The sequence below is a fragment of the Mycolicibacterium chitae genome (genome assembly GCF_900637205.1).
GTDB classification, from domain to species: domain Bacteria; phylum Actinomycetota; class Actinomycetes; order Mycobacteriales; family Mycobacteriaceae; genus Mycobacterium; species Mycobacterium chitae.
On the sequence record NZ_LR134355.1, the window covers coordinates 4,234,484 to 4,252,456 of the forward strand.

Sequence of the window (17,973 nt, forward strand, 5' to 3'; positions counted from 1 at the left end):
ACCTGGGGTCATGCGCATAGCCCTGGCCCAGATCGTCAGCACCACCGACCCGGTGGCCAACCTGGCGACGGTCGAGGACCTCACCCGTCGCGCGGCCGACGACGGCGCCCGGCTGGTGGTGTTCCCGGAGGCCACCATGTGCCGCTTCGGGGTGTCGTTGAAGCCGGTCGCCCAACCGGTCGACGGACCCTGGGCCGACGGGGTGCGCCGGATCGCCGCGGCGGCCGGGGTGACGGTGCTGGCCGGCATGTTCTGTCCCACCGCCGATGACCGCGTCACCAACACGCTGCTGGCCACCGGGCCCGGTGTCGACACGCACTACGACAAGATCCACCTCTACGACGCGTTCGGCTTCACCGAGTCCCGGACCGTGGCCCCGGGCGCCACGCCGGTGACCATCGAGGTCGACGACGTCACCGTCGGCATCACCACCTGCTACGACATCCGGTTCCCCGAGCTGTACGTGGAGTTGGCTCGCCGCGGGGCGCAGCTGATCACCGTCAGCGCGTCCTGGGGGTCCGGGCCCGGCAAGCTCGACCAGTGGACGCTGCTGGCGCGGGCCCGCGCGCTGGACACCGCGTGCTACCTGGCCGCCGTCGACCAGGCCTATCCGGGCGACGAGGTCGCCAAGGCCGGACCCACCGGGGTGGGCGGCAGCGTGCTGGTCGGTCCGTACGGTCAGGTGCTGGCCTCGGCGGGCGAAGATCCGCAGCTGGTGATGCACGATCTGGACCTCGCGGCCGTCGGCAAAGCGCGCGAGACGTTGGCCGTGCTCAGCAACCGCTCGTCCTTCGCTCAGCTCGATAGGGCAGAATCGCGCGGGTGACGAACCCGCCGCACGGCGATGACCCGATGTGGGCCCGCCCCACCCAAGGTCAACCGCAGCAGCCCCCGCCGCCCGAGCCCTCCGCCGCCACCGAGCGCATGAGCAGCGCGCCGGGCGCCGAGGCCCGCCCCACCGAGCGCATCGAACGCCCGCAGGCGGATCCGGCCACCCAGCACATCCCGCGCCAGGACGCCCCGCCGCCCCCACCCCCGCCGCCGCCCGGGAAGGAGAACCCCCTGCGCAGGTTCTTCTCCGATCCGCTGTCGGTGGCCCTGGTGTTGGTGATCGTGGCCGCACTCGGCATCGCCGGCGTGCTCGCCGGTGAGCTCTACGCCCGTAACCGCGCCAATACCATTGTGGCGCAGGTGACGTCGTGCGTCGTCGAGGACGAGGCCAGCGCCTCGTTCGGGGTGGTGCCGCCGTTCCTGTGGCAGCACGCCCGCAAGAAGTACACCAACATCTCGATCGAGACCGCCGGCAATCAGGTGCGCGACGCCAAGGGCATGACGGTCAACATCGACATCGAGGATGTCCAGTTGGCCGAGACCGCCAACTCCGGCGGCACCATCGGCTCGCTGGTGGCGACCATCACCTGGACCGCCGAGGGCATCAAGGAGACCGTGCAGGGCGCCATCCCGCTGTTCGGCGGCATCGTCTCGGACGTGCAGACCAATACCAACGACGGCACCATCGAATTGCGCGGCGGCCTGGGCAGCATCACCGCCAAGCCGCGCATCGACGAGGAGGGGCTGGCCCTGGACGTGCTCAGCGTCAGCGGGCTCGGTTTCACCCTGCCGCGCGAGACCGTGCAGCCCGTGCTGGACGCCTTCACCTCGCAGCTCACCAAGGGCTACCCGATGGGCATCCACGCCGACAGCGTCGACGTCACCGATTCCGGTGTGACGGCGGTGTTCTCGACGACGAACGCGACCATCCCGCCGGCCAACGAGGATCCCTGCTTCGCCGGTCTGTGATCGCGCGGGTCAGGGCAGGCCGTCGAGCACCGCGGCGGTCCCCGACAGCCCCAGCCGGGTGGCGCCCGCGTCGAGCATCGCGATCGCGTCCTCGGCGGTGCGGATGCCGCCGCTGGCCTTGATGCCCAGCGCCGGCCCGACGGTGTCGGCCATCACCGAGACGGCCCGCAACGAGGCCCCGCCGGACGGATGGAATCCCGTCGAGGTCTTGACGAAGTCGGCGCCCGCGTCGGCGGCGGCGCGGCACACCGCGGCCAGGGCGTCCGCCCCGGCGTGGTCCAGCAGCGCCGCGGATTCGACGATCACCTTCAGCGCCGCCGTCGGCGCGGCGGCGCGCACGGCGGCGACGTCGGCGCCCACCGCGGCGAAGTCCCCGGAGACCGCGGCCCCGACGTCGATGACCATGTCCACCTCGGTCGCGCCGGCGGCGACCGCCAGCGCGGCCTCGCGGGCCTTGATCTCCGGCAGGTGTTTGCCGGAGGGGAAGCCGGCCACGGTCGCGATCGCCAATTCGGCGGGGGCGGCCGCGGCGGCCGCGCCGACCATGGACGGCGATACGCACACCGCATAGACGCCGAGGTGCACCGCATCGGCGACCAGCGCCGTGACCGCGTCGGCGGTGGCCTCCGGTTTGAGCAGCGTGTGGTCGACCAGGCCGGCCACGCGCGCCCGGGTCCAGTTCGTCATCAGAAGGGCTCCTGGGTGCCGCCGGGGTTGCACCCGGTCTCGATCATGGTGGCGGTGTCCACCTCGGGCCGCCACGGCTCGATGTTCCAGCTCTCCTTGCCCGGGTGTGCGAATTCGGCCAGCTGCCAGTGGCACAGGAACTGCTCGCGCATGCCGGGAAGGTCGGCCTCAGGGGCCGCGTCGAGCACCTGCCGCCAGGCGGCCTCCCCGACCGGCCGGTTCCGCAGCTGGGCGGCCTCGGCGCGACCCGCGGCCGTCGGGTACACCCGCAGGCTCTTCAGATCACCCCATTGCGCCCACTCGGTGTGCTCGATCAGGTCCGGCGGCGCGGTCTCGTCGGCCCCGGCGGTGCCCAGCACCGGTGACAGCGCCACGAGGGCCGTGGCGGTCAGGACCGCCGCACCGAATCGGTGACGCATGTTGCTCAGCGCGACTTTCCTTGGATCTCGAGCAACTTGGGCTTGACGTCGACGAGGTACACGCCCGCGGCGGCCGCGCAGATCGCCGCACCGAAGATGTCCAACAACAGCACCAACAGCAGCGCGACGCCGAGGATCAGCAGCCAGACCGGCTTGGTCAGCTTGTCGACGGCCGGGTATGCGTCGGCACGTTGCAGCGCGGCGTGCACGAACGCGTAGAGGCCGACGCCGGCCGCGGCGACCATGAGGACCAACGCAATGACGCCCGTTAGGTTGGCAAGAATCACCTCACCACCCTAATCGGGCGTCATCGACTGGTCGACTCCAGCTGCTGGGAGCTGGGCGTACTTACTTCTGGGTGACCTTCTTGGCGGGCGCCTTCTTGGCCGGGGCCTTCTTGGCGGCGGCCTTCTTCGCCGGAGCCTTCTTGGCCGGGGCCTTCTTGGCGGGCGCCCTCTTGGCGACGTTCTCCACGGCGATCTCGGCGTCCAACACGGCCTCGTCGACACGGCCCGGCAGCTCCACGCCGACCAGCTTGGCCGCCCGCTCACCGACGGCCCGGGTCTGCGCGGCCACGGTGCCCAGCGCGTCCTGGGTGACCTCGACGGCCTGGTCGACGTAGCCCTCGGCGCGCTCGGCGGCGTCCTCGAGCGCCGGCTGGTTGCGCAGCCGCTCGATGGCGGCCTCGCCGCGCTCGACGAGGCGGCTGTAGGTGGCCTGCGCCTGCTCGGCGTAGCCCTCGGCGACGCGGCGGAGTTCGTCGGCGGTCAGCTTGTCGCGCAGCTCGCCGAACTCCTTGGGCAGCTCTTCCTGCAGCGCCGCCAGGCGGTCCCGGGCGTCGTCGACGCGGCCGGTCAGCTTGGTGCGACGCTCCTCGGCGCGGCTGCTGGCGTCGGTGCGGGCCTCCTCGGCGCGCTCACGCAGGGCGGCGACGATCTCGTTGACGGTCGCGAGGGCCAGGTCGGCGGCGCCCACAGCAGCCAGCAACGGGGCCTTCAGTTCTTCGATGGTCGGGTTTTCTGCCATGGTGATCAATCCTTTCGGTGGCAAATCTGTCTCACGTGCTGATCGGGAGGGTGCGCGTCGGTTATTCAGTGGCCGACTCCTCGCCCGCGGCAATCGCGTCCTGCTCGATGGCCGCTTCGTTCTGTTGGATGAACGAGTTGTAGATGTCCAGCAACACCTGCTTCTGCCGTTCGGTGATGGCGGTGTCGGTGACCACGGCGTCGCGTACCGCGTTGCTCTCCCCCGGTTCGAGAATCCCGGCCTGGACATAGAGCACTTCCGCCGAGACGCGCAGCGCCTTGGCGATCTGGTTGAGCACCTCGGCGGAGGGTTTGCGTAAACCGCGCTCGATCTGGCTGAGGTACGGGTTACTGACCCCGGCCTTCTCGGCCAACTGCCGCACCGACACCTGCGCGGCCTCCCGCTGGGTGCGGATGAAGCTGCCGATATCGGAGGCGGCATGGGTCACCACGGCGGCAAGCTTTTCGTCCTGCGACATGACTGCCCCTCCCGTCGGTGTGAGTGTCACAACCTGACACTTCTCCCACCCTACGACGGGGTGCTAACAATTGCAAGCACTAGTTAGCGCAGGTCAGAATATGATTTGCGCCACAGAGTAGATGACCAAGCCGGCCAGGGCACCCACCACGGTGCCGTTGATCCGGATGAACTGCAGGTCGCGACCGACGTGCAATTCGATGCGGCGGCTGGCGTCGTCGGCGTCCCAGCGTTCGATCGTCTCGGTGATGATCGAGGTGATCTCCACGCCGTACTGGACCACCAGATGCTGCGCCGCGCGCACGATCCAGTTCTCCACCTTCTCGCGCAGATCGGCGTCGTCGCGCAGCGATTCGCCGATCCGGATCACCGAGTCGGTGACCCGGGTGCGCAGCGCGCTGGACGGGTCGTCGACACCGTCGAGCACCAACCGCTTCAACGTCTTCCACGCGGTCTCGGCGGCGCGGGTGACCTCGTCGCGGGCCATCAACTGTTCCTTGACGTTCTCGGCCTTGGCGATGGTCGCCGGGTCGTTCTGCAGGTCGTCGGCAAACTCGAACAGGAACCGGGTGGCCGACCGACGCAGCTCGTGGTTGGGGTCGCGGCGCACCTTGTCGGTGAAGTCCATCAGTTCCCGGTGGATCCGGTCGCCGACGAGATGGTCGACGAAGCGCGGTGACCACGTCGGTGAGTCCCGGGTGACGACGCGTTCGATGGTCTCCCCGGCGTTCAGCGACCACTGGAAGGCGCGGTCGCACAGCAACTGGATCAACGCCTCCTGGCGGTTCTCCGCCAGGAGTTGCGCGAGCACCCGGCCCACCGGTGGGCCCCACTGCGGTTCGGCCAGGCGCCGCACGATCATCCGGTCGATGATCTGCTGGACGTCGTCGTCGTTGAGCAGTTCCACCAGGACCCGCAGCACCACCGCGGATTCCTCGGCCACCCGGCGGGCATGCTCGGGCTCGGCCAGCCACTTGCCCACCCGGCTGGGCACCTGGGCGTCGCGCAGTTTGGTCTCGATGACGTCGGCCGACAGGAAGTTCTCCCGCACGAAGGTCCCCAGGCCCTCGCCCAGCTGGTCCTTCTTGCGCCGGATGATCGCCGTGTGCGGGATCGGTATCCCGAGCGGGTGCTTGAACAGGGCCGTGACGGCGAACCAGTCGGCCAGCGCGCCGACCATGCCGGCCTCGGCGGCGGCGCGCACGTAGCCCACCCAGGCCGGCGCGGTGCCGTCGCGTTGCGCCCAGGTGCACACCAGGAAGATCACGGTCGCCGCCAGCAGGAAGCTCAGCGCCACCAATTTCATCCGGCGTAGCGCCCGCTGCCGCTCGGCGTCCCCGACCGGGTCGGCTCCGGCGATGGACTCCGCCAGCGAACCGCGCGTCTGCGCCATCGCGGTGGCCCCGGCCAACAACGACGGCAGGCTGGGCTCACTGTTCTTCGTTACCGGCAATTCCGGTCGTACAGCCACCCAACCATCATCCGCTATCCCCGGCGGCGCAACCCCGAGCGACGCAAACCAGTTACTGTGACCGTCCCCGGGTTCCCAGGTGTCCTCGACCCGTACTATGAAGGTCACCTACGGAAACGGATCTGCACCACAGTGGCACAACAACCCCAACCGGGCACCGTCCGGGTCGACGGCCGCAAACGACGCTGGCACAAGCACAAGGTGGACCGCCGCAACGAGTTGGTGGACGGGACCCTGGAAGCCATCCGGTCCCGCGGTCGCGACGTCAGCATGGACGAGATAGCAGCGGAAATCGGGGTCTCGAAGACCGTCCTGTACCGGTATTTCGTCGACAAGAACGACCTGACGACCGCGGTGATGATGCGCTTCGCGCAGACCACCCTGATCCCGAACATGGCCGCCGCGCTGTCGACCGATCGGGACGGGTACGACCTGGTTCGGGAGATCATCCGGGTCTATGTGGAGACGGTCGCCGCGGAGCCGGAAATCTACCCATTTGTCTTTGCGAACAGCTCGGCCAGCAAAAGCAAGGTGATCGCTGACAGCGAACGAATCATCGCCGGGATGCTGGCCGTGATGTTCCGTCGGCGCATGCAACGGGTGGGTATGGACACCAAGGGCGTCGAGCCGTGGGCCTACATGATCGTCGGCGGGGTCCAGCTGGCAACGCACTCGTGGATGTCGCACCGGCGGACGAGCTCCGACGAGCTGATCGACTACCTGACCATGCTGGCGTGGAACGCGCTGTGCGGCATCGTCGAGGTGGGCGGGTCCCTCGAGCGGTTCAACAGCATGCCGCACCCGTCGCCGGTGCTACCGCCCCCGCCGGACTGACTCGTTTAGGCTCCGCACATGACGCTTCCGGAGCTCTGGACCCACAAGCCGCAGAAGATCCTCGCCTTCAAGGCCGGCGACAGGATCGAGGACATCGACACGAACTCCTCGCCGGGTTTCGACGGCGACAAGGACGACGCCCCGGAACTGCAGCGCGACCGCAACGAACGCTTCGCCGAGTTGCAGGAGATGCTCTACGCCAACGGCCGCCGCGGCGATCACCGTTCGGTGCTGCTGGTCCTGCAGGGGATGGACACCGCCGGCAAGGGCGGCATCGTCGAACATGTTGTGGGCGCGGGCAATCCGATGGGCATCCAGTACAAGAGCTTCGGCGTGCCCACCCCCGAGGAGTTGCAGCACCACTACCTGTGGCGGATCCGCAAGGCGCTCCCGACGGGTGGGCAGGTCGGGGTCTTCGATCGGTCGCACTACGAGGACGTGCTGGTGGTGCGGGTGCACAACCTGGTCGCGCCGGATGTCTGGGGCGCCCGCTACGACGAGATCAACGCCTTCGAGAAGGAACTCACCGAGGCGGGCACCAGCATCGTGAAGGTGGCGATGTTCGTCTCGCTCGAGGAGCAGAAGCAGCGGCTGTCCGACCGGCTCGAGGATCCCGAGAAGCACTGGAAGTACAACCCCGGCGACCTCGACGAGCGGGCGCTGTGGCCGCAGTACCGCGAGGCCTACCAGGCGATGCTGGACAAGACGTCGACGGACCACGCACCGTGGTACGTGGTGCCCGCCGACAAGAAGTGGTACAGCCGACTGGCCGTCACCGAGTTGCTGATCGAGACGCTGAAGTCACTTCAGTTGTCTTGGCCGCCAGCCGATTTCGACGTGAAGGCGGAGAAGAAGCGGCTTGCGACCGCCTAGCGACGATCCCCGAGGAACGAGGGGCTACTTGACCAGGGTGAACTGGCCGATGTTGGTGATGCCGCGGCGGAAGAAGTCGGCGCAACCGGTCAGGTACTTCATGTACCGGTCGTAGACCTCCTGGCCCTGCATGGCGATGGCCTCGTCCTTCTTGGCCTCGAGGTTGGCCGCCCACATGTCCAGCGTCCGCGCGTAGTGCGGGCGCAGCAGGTGGGTGCGCTCCAGCGTGAAGCCCGAGTCCGCGGCCAGCTTCTCGATGTCCTCGACCGCCGGCAGCTGCCCACCGGGGAAGATCTCCTCGCCGATGAACTTCATGAACTTGAGATCGCTGATCGTCAGCTTGATGTTGTTCTCACGGAAGAACTGCTGGGTGTGCGCCAGGATCGTGTGCAGCAGCATCCGGCCGCCGTCGGCCGACAGGATCTCGTAGGCGCGCTGGAAGAACACCGGGTAACGCTCGGCCTTGAAGGCCTCGAACGCGCCGATGGACACGATGCGGTCGACGGGTTCGTTGAACTCTTCCCAGCCCTGCAGCCGGATCTCGACACTGCGGTTGGTGTCGATCTTGGCCAGCCGCTCGCGGGCCCACTCCGACTGTGCCTTGCTCAGCGTGATGCCGATGACGTTGACGTCGAACTTGGTGATGGCCCGCTCCAGGGCGCCGCCCCAGCCGCAGCCGATGTCGAGCAGGGTCATCCCCGGCTTGAGGTCGAGCTTGCCCAGCGCCAGGTCGAACTTGGCGTTCTGCGACTCCTCCAGCGTCATGTCCTCGCGCTCGTAGTAGCCACAGGTGTAACCCATGGTCGGCCCGAGCCAGAGGGCGAAGAACTCGTTCGAGATGTCGTAGATCGACTGCGATTCCTCGTAGTAGGGCGCAAGTTCAGGATCGACCGATGACATGCTCCGTGACACTCCTTGTTATTGACTACGCGCGGGTCCGAGCAAAGGCTCCGACGGTGGCGGTCAGCCGGGCGGCGACCGCATCTCCCGACGCGGACCCGAAGGTCCACCGCTCGATAGGCTAACCAACGCGAGGGCCAGACGCCAAAGCGCGGTGTTGGCGAATTTCCTAGTACTTGTAAAAACCCTGGCCGGACTTTTTGCCCAGCAACCCTGCCTCGACCATACGCCGCAACAGCGGCGGCGGCGCGTACATCGCTTCCTTGTACTCCTCGTACATCTTGTCGGCGATCAGCTCGAGGGTGTCGAGGCCGATCAGGTCGGCGAGCCGCAGCGGCCCCATCGGGTGGGACAGCCCGGCCACCACGGCCTTGTCGATGCCGTCAGTCTCGGCAACCCCGGCTTCGGCCATCCGGATGGCGGACAGCAGGTAGGGCACCAACAGCGCGTTGACCACGAAGCCCGACCGGTCCGGACAGCGCACCACCTGCTTGCCGAGCACCGCGCCGGCAAAGGTCTCGGCGCGGTCGGCGGCGGCCTCGCCGGTGACCAACGTGGTGACCAGTTCCACCAGCGGGAGCACGGGCACCGGGTTGAAGAAGTGCAAGCCCAGCACGCGCTGTGGGTTCTGGGTCGCCGCGGCCATCTTCATGATCGGGATGCTGGAGGTGTTCGATGCCAGGATGGCGTCGGGATCCTCGATGACCGCGTCGAGCCGGGCGAAGATCTCGGTCTTGACGGCCTCGTCCTCGATGACCGCCTCGACGACCAACTGCCGGTCGGCCAGATCCTTCAGCTCGGTGGTGAACGACAGCCGGTCGAGCGTCGCGTCCCGCTCGGGCTCGGTGATCTTGCCGGCGCTCACGCCGCGCTGCAGGGACTTCGTCAGGCGCTGCCGCCCGGCGGCGGCGAGCGCGTCGGTGGTCTCGAAGACCAGCACATCGACGCCCGCGCGGGCGGACACCTCCGCGATTCCTGCCCCCATCTGCCCGGCCCCCACGACGCCCACCCGGGTGATCGGTTCTGAACTCACTTGACTCCTCAAGACGCGAGCAGACGCAAACTCGCCGTGGGACAACTCAATTCGGGCGAGCTTGCGTCTGCTCAGTGGTTACTGCGGTGGTCGCCTGACCTATCGAGAAAGCCTCAGTGGAACTGGCCCTCTTCGGTCGACCCGGCGAGCGCGGTGGTGGAGCTGGTCGGGTCCACCGTGGTGGCGATCCGGTCGAAGTAGCCGGCACCGACCTCGCGCTGGTGCTTGGTGGCGGTGTAGCCGCGCTCCTCGGCCGCGAACTCGCGCTCCTGCAGCTCGACGTAGGCGGTCATCTGGTTGCGGGCGTAGCCGTGGGCCAGATCGAACATCGAGTAGTTGAGCGCGTGGAAGCCGGCCAGCGTGATGAACTGGAACTTGAAGCCCATCGCGCCGAGTTCCTTCTGGAACTTCGCGATCGTGGCGTCGTCCAGGTGCTGCTTCCAGTTGAACGACGGCGAGCAGTTGTAGGCCAGCATCTGGTCCGGGAATTCGCTCTTGACGCCCTCGGCGAACTTCTTGGCCAGCTCGAGGTCCGGGGTGCCGGTCTCCATCCAGATCAGGTCGGAGTACGGCGCGTAGGCCTTGGCGCGGGCGATGCACGGCTCCAGGCCGTTCGTGATCCGGTAGAAGCCCTCGGCGGTGCGCTCACCGGTGATGAACGGGCGATCGCGCTCGTCGACATCGGAGGTGATCAGCGTGGCGGCCTCGGCGTCGGTGCGGGCGATGACCACGGTCGGGACGTCGGCCACGTCGGCCGCGAGCCGCGCGGAGGTCAGCGTGCGGATGTGCTGCTGGGTGGGGATCAGCACCTTGCCACCGAGGTGGCCGCACTTCTTCTCCGAGGCCAGCTGGTCCTCCCAGTGCGATCCGGCGACACCGGCGGCGATCATGGCCTTCTGCAGCTCGTAGACGTTGAGCGCGCCGCCGAAGCCGGCCTCGCCGTCGGCCACGATCGGGGCCAGCCAGTTCTCGACGGAGGTGTCGCCCTCGACCTTGGCGATCTCGTCGGCGCGCAGCAGCGCGTTGTTGATCCGGCGCACCACCTGCGGCACCGAGTTGGCCGGGTACAGGCTCTGGTCCGGGTAGGTGTGGCCGCTCAGGTTGGCGTCACCGGCGACCTGCCAGCCGGAGAGGTAGATGGCCTTGAGGCCGGCGCGGACCTGCTGGACGGCCATGTTGCCGGTGAGCGCGCCGAGCGCGTTCACGAACTCCATGTCGTGCAGCTGGGACCACAGCACCTCGGCGCCGCGACGGGCCAGGGTGGCCTCCTCGACCACGTGGCCCTGCAGGGCGACGACGTCTTCGGGGCTGTAGGTACGGGTGATGCCCTTCCAGCGCGGGTTGTGGTCCCAGTCGTGCTGGATCTGTTCGGGGGACTTGGGAGTGCCGACTGTCGACATCTTGGCTCCTTGCGGATTTCGAGTAGATCATCTGTCAAGCCGCTGCGACGTTGCCGGGATCGCCGGATTGTTAACGCCTAGTCAGCTTCACGGGTGCGTTGAGAACACCATGCCACCATCCATATGTGCTGGTCCACCCGATTTCGATGCCAACTTCAGCCACGCCCGACGACAATCTTGCAAAGTTTGCGAAGATTCTTCCAACTGAACCGGTACAGTAGCTACTGACCGGTAACAACATTGCCGCAGGTCAACCCGGATAAATACCGGACAAGCGTACTGTTAGATCGCGAAGAGCGCGGCGACGGCCTTGACCTCGTCCCCGACGGCATATGTGAGCGTTGTAACAGCGCGGTCGGACAGTTCCAGCCCGAACATTTCCGTCGAACCGGCCGGATACACGTGGGTGAGGATCTCGAGTTTGTCGTTGAGCGCCACCGGGGCGTCGTGCTCGATGGTCACCCGCAACGGCGCGGCGAGCAGTTCGGGGTGCGACTGCAGATGGTCCTCGATGACGGTCCAGTACACCGAGTTGTTCATGTGGTCGAACAGGTCGATATCGGACACCCGGACCGGATACGGGCGGATCTCGGCCGCGTCCTCGCGCGAACCCGCCTTCAGATAGGCCTTCCAGCGCAGGCGGTCCACCTCCGTGGTGCGCCGCAGGCCCTCGAGGAAGTCGTCGGAGATCCGCGCCGGGCCCTGGGTCTCCCGGTTGATGTTGATCCAGAACGCCTCGGATTCCATCAGGCCGCCCTTACGGCCATCGATGCGCACGCGCATCTCGCACCACCGGTTGGACGTGCCCGAACACCAGCGGCGCAGGCGCAGCATGTCCTGGAACTCGATCGGCCGGATCAGGTCGACCATGGTGCGCCGCACGATCCACAGCGGATGGGTCTGCTCGAAACCGAGTTCGCGCAGGTGGTCCGACCCGATGTCCTGGATGTGGCGGCACGCGGCATCGAAGCGCAGCCGGCCTTCGCGGTCGATGTCGCCGACGCGCAGCGGCCACTCGCGGTTGAACACGTCCGGATGCGGATCGGGCACCGGCATCAACGTCTTACCCAGTCCCGAACTCACCGTCGCACCACTTCCCGCCATCGCTTCCCCCTCACCGACCAGCCCCTCCACCCGGTTGCGATCATGCCAGCCCGGCCTGCGCCCCAGCTAGCCCGCGCGCAGCTGCCAAGGCTGCGAAGGTCGGGTTAACACCCCCGCGTAGCCTGGTCGACGTGTCCAAGACGTTCGTCGGCTCCCGGGTTCGGCAGCTGCGCAACGAGCGCGGGTTCAGCCAGGCAGCGCTGGCACAGCTGCTCAAGATCTCGCCGAGCTACCTGAACCAGATCGAGCATGACGTGCGGCCGCTGACCGTGCCGGTGCTGTTGCGCATCACCGAGGTGTTCGGGGTCGACGCGACGTTCTTCGCCTCCCAGGACGACACCCGGCTGATCGCCGAGTTGCGCGAGGTCACCCTGGACCGCGACCTGGACCTCGAGGTGGACCTCGCCGAGGTGGCCGAGCTCGTCGGCGCGCACCCGAAACTGGCGAAGGCCATGGTCCACCTGCATCAGCGGTACCGCCGGACCAAGGCCCAGCTGGCCTCCGCCACGGAAGGCCGGTTCAACCTCAACGCCGAGGGCAGCGGTAGCGGAGCCATCACCATGCCGCACGAAGAGGTGCGCGACTACTTCTATCAACGCCAGAACTATCTGGACGAATTGGACACCGCCGCAGAGGACCTCACCGTCCGCATCCGCATGCACCGCGGCGACCTGGCCGGCGACATCGCCCAGCGGCTGTCCCAGTTGCACGGGGTGCGGATCGTCAAGCGCATCGACCTCGGCGAGACGGTGCTGCACCGCTACACCCCGGAAACCAAGACCCTGGAGATGAGCGCGCACCTGTCCCCCGGCCAGCAGGTGTTCCGCCTCGCGACCGAACTGGCCTACCTGGAGTTCGGCGCGCTGATCGACGAGAAGGTCGACGAGGGCAAGTTCACCAGTGCCGAGTCCCGCACGCTGGCACGGCTGGGGTTGGCCAACTACTTCGCCGCCGCGGTGGTGTTGCCCTACGGCCAATTCCATGACGTCGCTGAGCGGTTCCGCTACGACATCGAACGGCTCTCGGCGTTCTACTCGGCCAGCTACGAGACCATCTGCCACCGGCTTTCCACGCTGCAGCGCCCCTCCATGCGGGGCGTGCCGTTCTCCTTCGTCCGGGTCGATCGCGCCGGCAACATGAGCAAACGTCAGTCCGCCACCGGTTTTCACTTCTCCTCCTCGGGCGGCACCTGCCCCCTGTGGAACGTCTACGAGACGTTCGCCCACCCCGGCAAGCTCCTGGTGCAGATCGCCGAGATGCCCGACGGGCGCAACTACATGTGGGTGGCGCGCACCGTCGAACGCCGCGCGGCCCGATATGGCCAGCCGGGCAAGACCTTTGCGATCGGCCTGGGCTGCGAACTGCGCCACGCCCACCGCCTGATCTACTCCGAAGGATTGGACCTCTCCGGCGGGGTCGCCACCCCCATCGGCGCCGGCTGCCGGGTCTGCGAACGGGACAACTGCCCGCAGCGGGCCTTCCCCGCGCTGGGCCGCGCCCTGGACCTCGACGAACACCGCAGCACCGTGTCCCCGTACCTGGTCAAGCATTAGGAAGGTGTCCCTTGTCCCACGAACCCGAGCCCCACGAACCCGAGCCCGTCCGCTTCCCGGTCAGTAGCACCGTGCGCGACGTCGGCCCCATCAACTGGGTCATCTGCCGGCTCGGCGCGCGGGGCATCCGCGCGCCGCAGTTCCACCTGTTCAACGCGTTGTCCCGGCACAGCGCGCTGTTCTGGTCCTGGCTGCCGTTCTCCGGGGTGCTGCTGTACTGGGGGCGGCTGTCCCGTCAGGACGCCGAGACCGTGATCCTGCGGGTGGGTTCGCTGCGGGACTGCGAGTACGAACTGCAGCAGCACCGCCGCCTGGCGCGCAGCCGCGGCCTCGATGATGCGTTGCAGCAGAAGATCTTCGCCGGCCCCGACGCCGAGGGCCTGACCGACCGTCAGCGCGCGCTGCTGCGCGCCACCGACGAGTTCGTCCTGGACCGGGGCGTGACAGCGGCGACCTGGGCCACGCTGGCCGCCCAGCTGAACACCAAGCAGCTCATCGAATTCTGCATGCTGGCCGGGCAATACGACACGTTGGCCGCGACCATGAACACGCTGAAGCTGCCGATGGACTTCCCGGACTAGCCGGGCTGTCCGCCGAAGGTCTCGGTGTCCTCGGCGGTCACCACGAAGCCCTGGGGCGGGCCGCCGACCGCCGCGAGGCACGCGACACCGCCGTCCTCGAGCGCCATGCAGGTGCCGCCGTGAGAATCGATGCGATGACCGGCCGGCAACTCGCGGACGGGGCCCGGATAGGCCGGCGTGCTGAACGGCGGGCTGCCCGCCTTGCGGGTACCCACCGGCCCCGGGACGCGCGTGAACACCTCGTTGTCACCGTTGTCGACACCCGGAAGCTCACCGTCGCAAGCGATCTCGCCGCCACTGAACATGCCGATCTTGCAGGTGAGTCCACCGCTGACGCTGAACACCGGGAACACGTTCTTCGGTCCGATGCCCACGAGGTAGCTGTCGTCGCTGCCGATGAAGTCGTTGGGGTCGGGCACGTCGGCGGGCAGGCCCGCGGTGCGCGGCCCGATCCCGGTGCCGTCGGCCGACACCGTCATCCACGCCGAGGGCGGAGTGCCCTTGGTGCACACCGTCTTCGGGCCCTCGCCGACGGCGCACTCGAAGTCGGCGAAGGTGATCTTGTGCCCCACCTCGAGCACCCGTGCGGCGCCGCCGGTCGGCTTGACGAACTGCGGTGTCGCGGTGGCGCGCAGGCCGCGGCTGTACTGGTCGCCCGACAACACGATCTCGTTGGCCGCGGTCGGCGCTCCGGGCAGCGGCCCGTCGCAGCCAGCGCGGCCCTGCGCGGGCCGCATGGCGCACAGCAGCCCGTCGGGCGTCTGGAAGTACACCTCGCCGCCGTTGGCGGAGGTGTCCAGATAGCGCTCGACGGGCGCCGGCTGGTACGCGCTGAGGTCCGGGGCCCCCGGGGCGGCCGCCGCGGGCCCCGCCACGCACAACGAGAACGGCGCCGCGATGGCTGCCGCTGCGAAGACTGCCGCGGATCGCATATCAGAAGTTGATCATGTGCCCGGAGAGGCCGTGGAAGCATTCCTGCAGGGCCTCCGACAGGGTCGGGTGGGTGTGCACGTTGCGGGCCAATTCGTTGACCGTCAGGTCCCACTTCTGGGCCAGGGTCAGCTCGGGCAGCAACTCCGAGACGTCCGGGCCGATCAGGTGCCCGCCGATGAGCTCGCCGTACTTGGCATCGGCGATCAGCTTGACGAATCCGGTGGGATCCCCCAGCCCGTGCGCCTTGCCGTTCGCGGTGAACGGAAACTTGGCCACCTTGACGTCGTAGCCCTCTTCCTTGGCTTGTTCTTCGGTCAACCCGAAGCTGGCCACCTGCGGCTGACAGAACGTCGCGCGCGGCATCATCCGGTAATCCCCCAGCGCCAGGGTCTCCGCACCGGCGATGGTCTCCGCGGCGACCACGGCCTGGGCCTCGGCGACATGGGCCAACTGCAGCTTGCCGGTCACATCGCCGATGGCATAGATGTGGCCCACGTTGGTGCGCATGTAGTCGTCGATGCCGATCGCCTGCCGGTCGGTCAGCGCCACCCCGGCGGCCTCCAGCCCGTAGCCCTCGACATTGGGCGCAAAACCGATGGCCTGCAACACCTTGTCGGCCTGCAGTTCCTCGCTCTTGCCGTCCTTGCTGACCGCGACGGTCACCGACGACCCGTTGTCGGTGATCGACTCGACCTTGGTCCCGGTCCGGATCTTCACACCGAGCTTCTTGTACTGCTTCTCGATCTCCTTGGACACCTCGGCGTCCTCGTTGGGCAACGCCCGCGGCAGGAACTCCACGATGGTGACGTCGACCCCGTAGTTGCTGAAGATGTAGGCGAACTCCATGCCGATGGCACCGGCCCCGGCGATGATCAACGACGACGGCAGCTCGCGGGACAGGATCTGGTTCTCGTAGGTCACCACGTTCTCCGACAGCGAGGTCCCCGGCACCAAGCGGGTGCTGCTGCCGGTGGCGATGATCGCGTTGTCGAACTCGACGCTCTCGGTGCCGCCCTCGTTGAGCGCCACCTCCAAGGTGTTGGCCCCGGTGAACTTGCCGTACCCGTGGATCTCGGTGATCTTGTTCTTCTTCATCAGGAAGTGCACCCCGGCCACCCGGCCGTCGGCCACCTTGCGGCTGCGATCGAAAGCCGCACCGTAATCGAAGCTGGCCTCACCGCTGATGCCGAAGGCCTTGGCCTGCTTGGTGAACAGGTGCGCCAACTCGGCATTGCGCAGCAGCGCCTTGGACGGGATGCACCCCACATTCAGGCACACACCACCCCAGTACTTCGGTTCGACGATGGCGGTTTTCAGTCCGAGTTGCGCAGCGCGGATGGCGGCGACGTAACCACCTGGGCCAGCTCCGAGCACGACGACGTCAAAGTGAGTCACGTCCCTCAGCCTAGTAGGCGGCCGCGCTCCCCCGTCCAGGGTTGGGTGCTCAGGGCGTGATCCAGCCGAACACGTACATCCCGTACAGCGCCGCGGCGGCCAGACCGGCGGCGAACGGCGCGGTCATCACCGCGATCGAGGTCACCGAGACCAGCGGGCGGTGTTCGACCATGGCCAGCAACAGCCCCGCGACGGTGCACACGATGACCATCAGCAGCACCGCGAGTTCGGGTCCGCCCTTGTCCATGGCCTGGAACCACCAGTAGTACAGGCCGGCCCCGGCCGCGGCCGCCGGCGCCCACACCGCCAGCGTGACCAGGACGAACTTCCACCATTTGACGTGGACCAGCTGGCTCGGGACGGCGGTGGGCTGCGCCGGCACCGGGACCGGCTCCGACCGCGTGACGACCCCGTCGTCGGCGGCGGCGGTGAGGTCCGGGTCCTCGGCGATGTCGCGTTCGGCGCGGTCGAGTGCGGCCTCGGCCTCGGCGGCCTCCTCTGGGCTGCCCCACAGGCTCAACGGTTCGGGATGCGGGCCGGTGTCGAAAATGGGCGCGGGGTGCGGCTCGGTGAGCGGCATCTCGCCGGTGTCGAGGCGCTGCGCCGGGGTGAACCAGGGTGATTTCGACTCAGGCACCATGCACCACCTGGATCAGGACCAGCACGGCGAACCAGCCCGGCGCGATCGCCAGGGTGAACGCGCCCACGACGGTCATCCAGCGTCGGCTCGCGGTCAAGATGAACAGCAGGCCCAGCACGGTCGGGACTCCGAGGACCAGCGCGATGACGGCGTCCGGCCGCAGCGACGCCTGCACCTGCAGCGTCGCGAGCACACCCAGGACAACGCCGACCGCGGCGCCGATCAGCATCGCGCCGGTCAGTTGCCACGCCCTCGGAAGGGGAATCACGGTCACGACAGTACGACGCCGCGCGGTCCCCACCCCGTATCAGCGGGGGGGCATGGTTCACACAGTTACCGATTCGGTATCGGACAGACATCTGCGGCGTGGGCCACCACCGCCCCGCGCGGGCCCGGTGCGTCCACCCCCCGCTCGTATTCGGCGCCGGTGATCGCCGGGACCTGCGCCAACGTCGCCACCTCGGCCTCAGAGAACGCGCGTCCCCGCGACAGGAACCGCACCCCGTCGGGGGCCTCCAGGCTGAACCCGCCGCCGCGCCCGGAGACCAGGTCGATGACCAGCTGGGTGTGCTTCCAGGCGTCGAACTGGGGACCGGAGATCCACACCGGCACGCCGTCGGGTTGGCGCTGCGCGGTCACGTCGAGCAGGCCGAGCAGCACGTCGCGATCCCCGACGATGAAGTCCCCGTCGGGGTAGCACATCGGCGAGGAGCCGTCGCAGCAGCCGCCGGACTGGTGGAACATCACCGGCCCGTGCCGCTGCTGCAGCGCAGCGAGCTGGCTGGCGGCGCTGCTGGTGATCAGGACGCGCGGAGGGACCGCCATGCACCCCACCCTAATCCCGTCG

The 17,973-nt window shown here is 68.1% G+C and carries 21 protein-coding genes; 6 read left to right on the forward strand and 15 right to left on the reverse strand.

Going from position 1 to position 17,973, the window contains the following annotated elements:
* The first annotated feature begins 10 nt into the window (after positions 1-10).
* Together EL338_RS20340 and EL338_RS20345 are read left to right on the forward strand one after the other, a co-directional pair.
* The gene (locus EL338_RS20340) at positions 11-826 is read left to right on the forward strand and encodes a carbon-nitrogen hydrolase family protein (RefSeq protein WP_126335398.1); all 816 of its coding nucleotides are present in this window, start codon (positions 11-13) and stop codon (positions 824-826) included.
* 26 nt (positions 827-852) lie between these two features.
* Complete coding sequence (locus tag EL338_RS20345; RefSeq protein ID WP_163792259.1) at positions 853-1,800, forward strand: LmeA family phospholipid-binding protein; 948 nt, start codon at positions 853-855, stop codon at positions 1,798-1,800.
* Between the two features lie 9 nt (positions 1,801-1,809).
* Here the strand turns inward: EL338_RS20345 and deoC are convergent, their stop codons facing one another.
* The 6 genes from deoC to EL338_RS20375 form a co-directional block, all read right to left on the reverse strand.
* On the reverse strand, positions 1,810-2,487 hold the full coding sequence (gene deoC, locus EL338_RS20350) for a deoxyribose-phosphate aldolase (protein WP_126335399.1): 678 nt from the start codon (positions 2,485-2,487) through the stop codon (positions 1,810-1,812).
* Positions 2,487-2,906, reverse strand: a complete 420-nt coding sequence (locus EL338_RS20355) for a DUF2599 domain-containing protein (protein WP_126335400.1) — start codon at positions 2,904-2,906, stop codon at positions 2,487-2,489. The genes deoC and EL338_RS20355 overlap by 1 nt, the downstream gene beginning before the upstream one ends.
* Before the next feature lie 5 nt (positions 2,907-2,911).
* Complete coding sequence (locus tag EL338_RS20360) at positions 2,912-3,151, reverse strand: DUF2516 family protein (protein WP_235666558.1); 240 nt, start codon at positions 3,149-3,151, stop codon at positions 2,912-2,914.
* Between the two features lie 103 nt (positions 3,152-3,254).
* Complete coding sequence (locus EL338_RS20365; protein ID WP_126335402.1) at positions 3,255-3,932, reverse strand: heparin-binding hemagglutinin; 678 nt, start codon at positions 3,930-3,932, stop codon at positions 3,255-3,257.
* Positions 3,933-3,993: 61 nt separating this feature from the next.
* A complete protein-coding gene (locus tag EL338_RS20370; RefSeq protein WP_126335403.1) occupies positions 3,994-4,410 on the reverse strand; it encodes a helix-turn-helix domain-containing protein in 417 nt (138 codons plus the stop codon).
* A gap of 93 nt (positions 4,411-4,503) precedes the next feature.
* Positions 4,504-5,802 (reverse strand): DUF445 domain-containing protein, encoded by a 1,299-nt coding sequence (locus EL338_RS20375; RefSeq protein WP_126336991.1) that lies wholly within the window; start codon positions 5,800-5,802, stop codon positions 4,504-4,506.
* Between the two features lie 198 nt (positions 5,803-6,000).
* On the opposite strand from EL338_RS20375, the gene EL338_RS20380 reads away from it, so the two are divergent.
* Both EL338_RS20380 and EL338_RS20385 read left to right on the forward strand, forming a co-directional pair.
* On the forward strand, positions 6,001-6,714 hold the full coding sequence (locus EL338_RS20380) for a TetR/AcrR family transcriptional regulator (protein WP_126336992.1): 714 nt from the start codon (positions 6,001-6,003) through the stop codon (positions 6,712-6,714).
* A gap of 18 nt (positions 6,715-6,732) precedes the next feature.
* A complete protein-coding gene (locus tag EL338_RS20385) occupies positions 6,733-7,587 on the forward strand; it encodes a polyphosphate kinase 2 family protein (protein ID WP_126335404.1) in 855 nt (284 codons plus the stop codon).
* A gap of 24 nt (positions 7,588-7,611) precedes the next feature.
* Here EL338_RS20385 and EL338_RS20390 read toward each other — a convergent pair whose 3' ends face one another.
* The 4 genes from EL338_RS20390 to EL338_RS20410 all read right to left on the reverse strand — a co-directional run bounded on the left by EL338_RS20390 (position 7,612) and on the right by EL338_RS20410 (position 12,024).
* Positions 7,612-8,487 (reverse strand): cyclopropane mycolic acid synthase family methyltransferase, encoded by an 876-nt coding sequence (locus tag EL338_RS20390; RefSeq protein WP_126335405.1) that lies wholly within the window; start codon positions 8,485-8,487, stop codon positions 7,612-7,614.
* A 169-nt stretch (positions 8,488-8,656) separates the two neighbouring features.
* Complete coding sequence (locus tag EL338_RS20395; protein ID WP_235666559.1) at positions 8,657-9,472, reverse strand: 3-hydroxybutyryl-CoA dehydrogenase; 816 nt, start codon at positions 9,470-9,472, stop codon at positions 8,657-8,659.
* 161 nt (positions 9,473-9,633) lie between these two features.
* Complete coding sequence (gene aceA / locus EL338_RS20400) at positions 9,634-10,920, reverse strand: isocitrate lyase (RefSeq protein ID WP_126335407.1); 1,287 nt, start codon at positions 10,918-10,920, stop codon at positions 9,634-9,636.
* Between the two features lie 282 nt (positions 10,921-11,202).
* Positions 11,203-12,024: an acyl-[acyl-carrier-protein] thioesterase gene (locus tag EL338_RS20410; protein WP_126335409.1), complete on the reverse strand. Its 822-nt coding sequence runs from the start codon at positions 12,022-12,024 to the stop codon at positions 11,203-11,205.
* Positions 12,025-12,155: 131 nt separating this feature from the next.
* Here EL338_RS20410 and ramB point away from each other — a divergent pair, with 131 nt between their 5' ends.
* The gene (gene ramB, locus EL338_RS20415) at positions 12,156-13,577 is read left to right on the forward strand and encodes an acetate metabolism transcriptional regulator RamB (protein WP_126335410.1); all 1,422 of its coding nucleotides are present in this window, start codon (positions 12,156-12,158) and stop codon (positions 13,575-13,577) included.
* 71 nt (positions 13,578-13,648) lie between these two features.
* Positions 13,649-14,158 (forward strand): carboxymuconolactone decarboxylase family protein, encoded by a 510-nt coding sequence (locus tag EL338_RS20420; protein WP_235666560.1) that lies wholly within the window; start codon positions 13,649-13,651, stop codon positions 14,156-14,158.
* On the opposite strand, the gene EL338_RS20425 is transcribed toward EL338_RS20420, so the two are convergent.
* The 5 genes from EL338_RS20425 to EL338_RS20445 all read right to left on the reverse strand — a co-directional run bounded on the left by EL338_RS20425 (position 14,155) and on the right by EL338_RS20445 (position 17,951).
* Positions 14,155-15,090 carry a hypothetical protein gene (locus EL338_RS20425; RefSeq protein ID WP_126335412.1) on the reverse strand — a complete coding sequence of 312 codons (936 nt, stop codon included), beginning with the start codon at positions 15,088-15,090 and terminating at the stop codon, positions 14,155-14,157. The genes EL338_RS20420 and EL338_RS20425 overlap by 4 nt on opposite strands.
* Before the next feature lies 1 nt (position 15,091).
* Positions 15,092-16,486, reverse strand: a complete 1,395-nt coding sequence (lpdA, locus tag EL338_RS20430) for a dihydrolipoyl dehydrogenase (RefSeq protein ID WP_126335413.1) — start codon at positions 16,484-16,486, stop codon at positions 15,092-15,094.
* Positions 16,487-16,535: 49 nt separating this feature from the next.
* Complete coding sequence (locus EL338_RS26295; RefSeq protein WP_235666227.1) at positions 16,536-17,123, reverse strand: hypothetical protein; 588 nt, start codon at positions 17,121-17,123, stop codon at positions 16,536-16,538.
* Entirely contained in the window at positions 17,116-17,394 is a 279-nt protein-coding gene (locus tag EL338_RS20440; protein ID WP_126335414.1) for a putative holin, read from the reverse strand. Before EL338_RS20440 ends, EL338_RS26295 begins: the two co-directional genes overlap by 8 nt.
* A 65-nt stretch (positions 17,395-17,459) precedes the next feature.
* On the reverse strand, positions 17,460-17,951 hold the full coding sequence (locus tag EL338_RS20445; RefSeq protein WP_126335415.1) for a DUF779 domain-containing protein: 492 nt from the start codon (positions 17,949-17,951) through the stop codon (positions 17,460-17,462).
* Positions 17,952-17,973: the final 22 nt, after the last annotated feature.

Bases quoted from the DNA above. Each gene is read 5' to 3' on its own strand.
- EL338_RS20340 (WP_126335398.1), top strand. From the start codon at position 11: ATGCGCATAGCCCTGGCCCAGATCGTCAGCACCACCGACCCGGTGGCC.
- EL338_RS20345 (WP_163792259.1), top strand. From the start codon at position 853: ATGTGGGCCCGCCCCACCCAAGGTCAACCGCAGCAGCCCCCGCCGCCC.
- deoC (WP_126335399.1), bottom strand. From the start codon at position 2,487: ATGACGAACTGGACCCGGGCGCGCGTGGCCGGCCTGGTCGACCACACG.
- EL338_RS20355 (WP_126335400.1), bottom strand. From the start codon at position 2,906: ATGCGTCACCGATTCGGTGCGGCGGTCCTGACCGCCACGGCCCTCGTG.
- EL338_RS20360 (WP_235666558.1), bottom strand. From the start codon at position 3,151: ATGGTCGCCGCGGCCGGCGTCGGCCTCTACGCGTTCGTGCACGCCGCG.
- EL338_RS20365 (WP_126335402.1), bottom strand. From the start codon at position 3,932: ATGGCAGAAAACCCGACCATCGAAGAACTGAAGGCCCCGTTGCTGGCT.
- EL338_RS20370 (WP_126335403.1), bottom strand. From the start codon at position 4,410: ATGTCGCAGGACGAAAAGCTTGCCGCCGTGGTGACCCATGCCGCCTCC.
- EL338_RS20375 (WP_126336991.1), bottom strand. From the start codon at position 5,802: ATGGCGCAGACGCGCGGTTCGCTGGCGGAGTCCATCGCCGGAGCCGAC.
- EL338_RS20385 (WP_126335404.1), top strand. From the start codon at position 6,733: ATGACGCTTCCGGAGCTCTGGACCCACAAGCCGCAGAAGATCCTCGCC.
- EL338_RS20390 (WP_126335405.1), bottom strand. From the start codon at position 8,487: ATGTCATCGGTCGATCCTGAACTTGCGCCCTACTACGAGGAATCGCAG.
- EL338_RS20395 (WP_235666559.1), bottom strand. From the start codon at position 9,472: ATGGGGGCAGGAATCGCGGAGGTGTCCGCCCGCGCGGGCGTCGATGTG.
- aceA (WP_126335407.1), bottom strand. From the start codon at position 10,920: ATGTCGACAGTCGGCACTCCCAAGTCCCCCGAACAGATCCAGCACGAC.
- EL338_RS20410 (WP_126335409.1), bottom strand. From the start codon at position 12,024: ATGGCGGGAAGTGGTGCGACGGTGAGTTCGGGACTGGGTAAGACGTTG.
- EL338_RS20425 (WP_126335412.1), bottom strand. From the start codon at position 15,090: ATGCGATCCGCGGCAGTCTTCGCAGCGGCAGCCATCGCGGCGCCGTTC.
- EL338_RS20445 (WP_126335415.1), bottom strand. From the start codon at position 17,951: ATGGCGGTCCCTCCGCGCGTCCTGATCACCAGCAGCGCCGCCAGCCAG.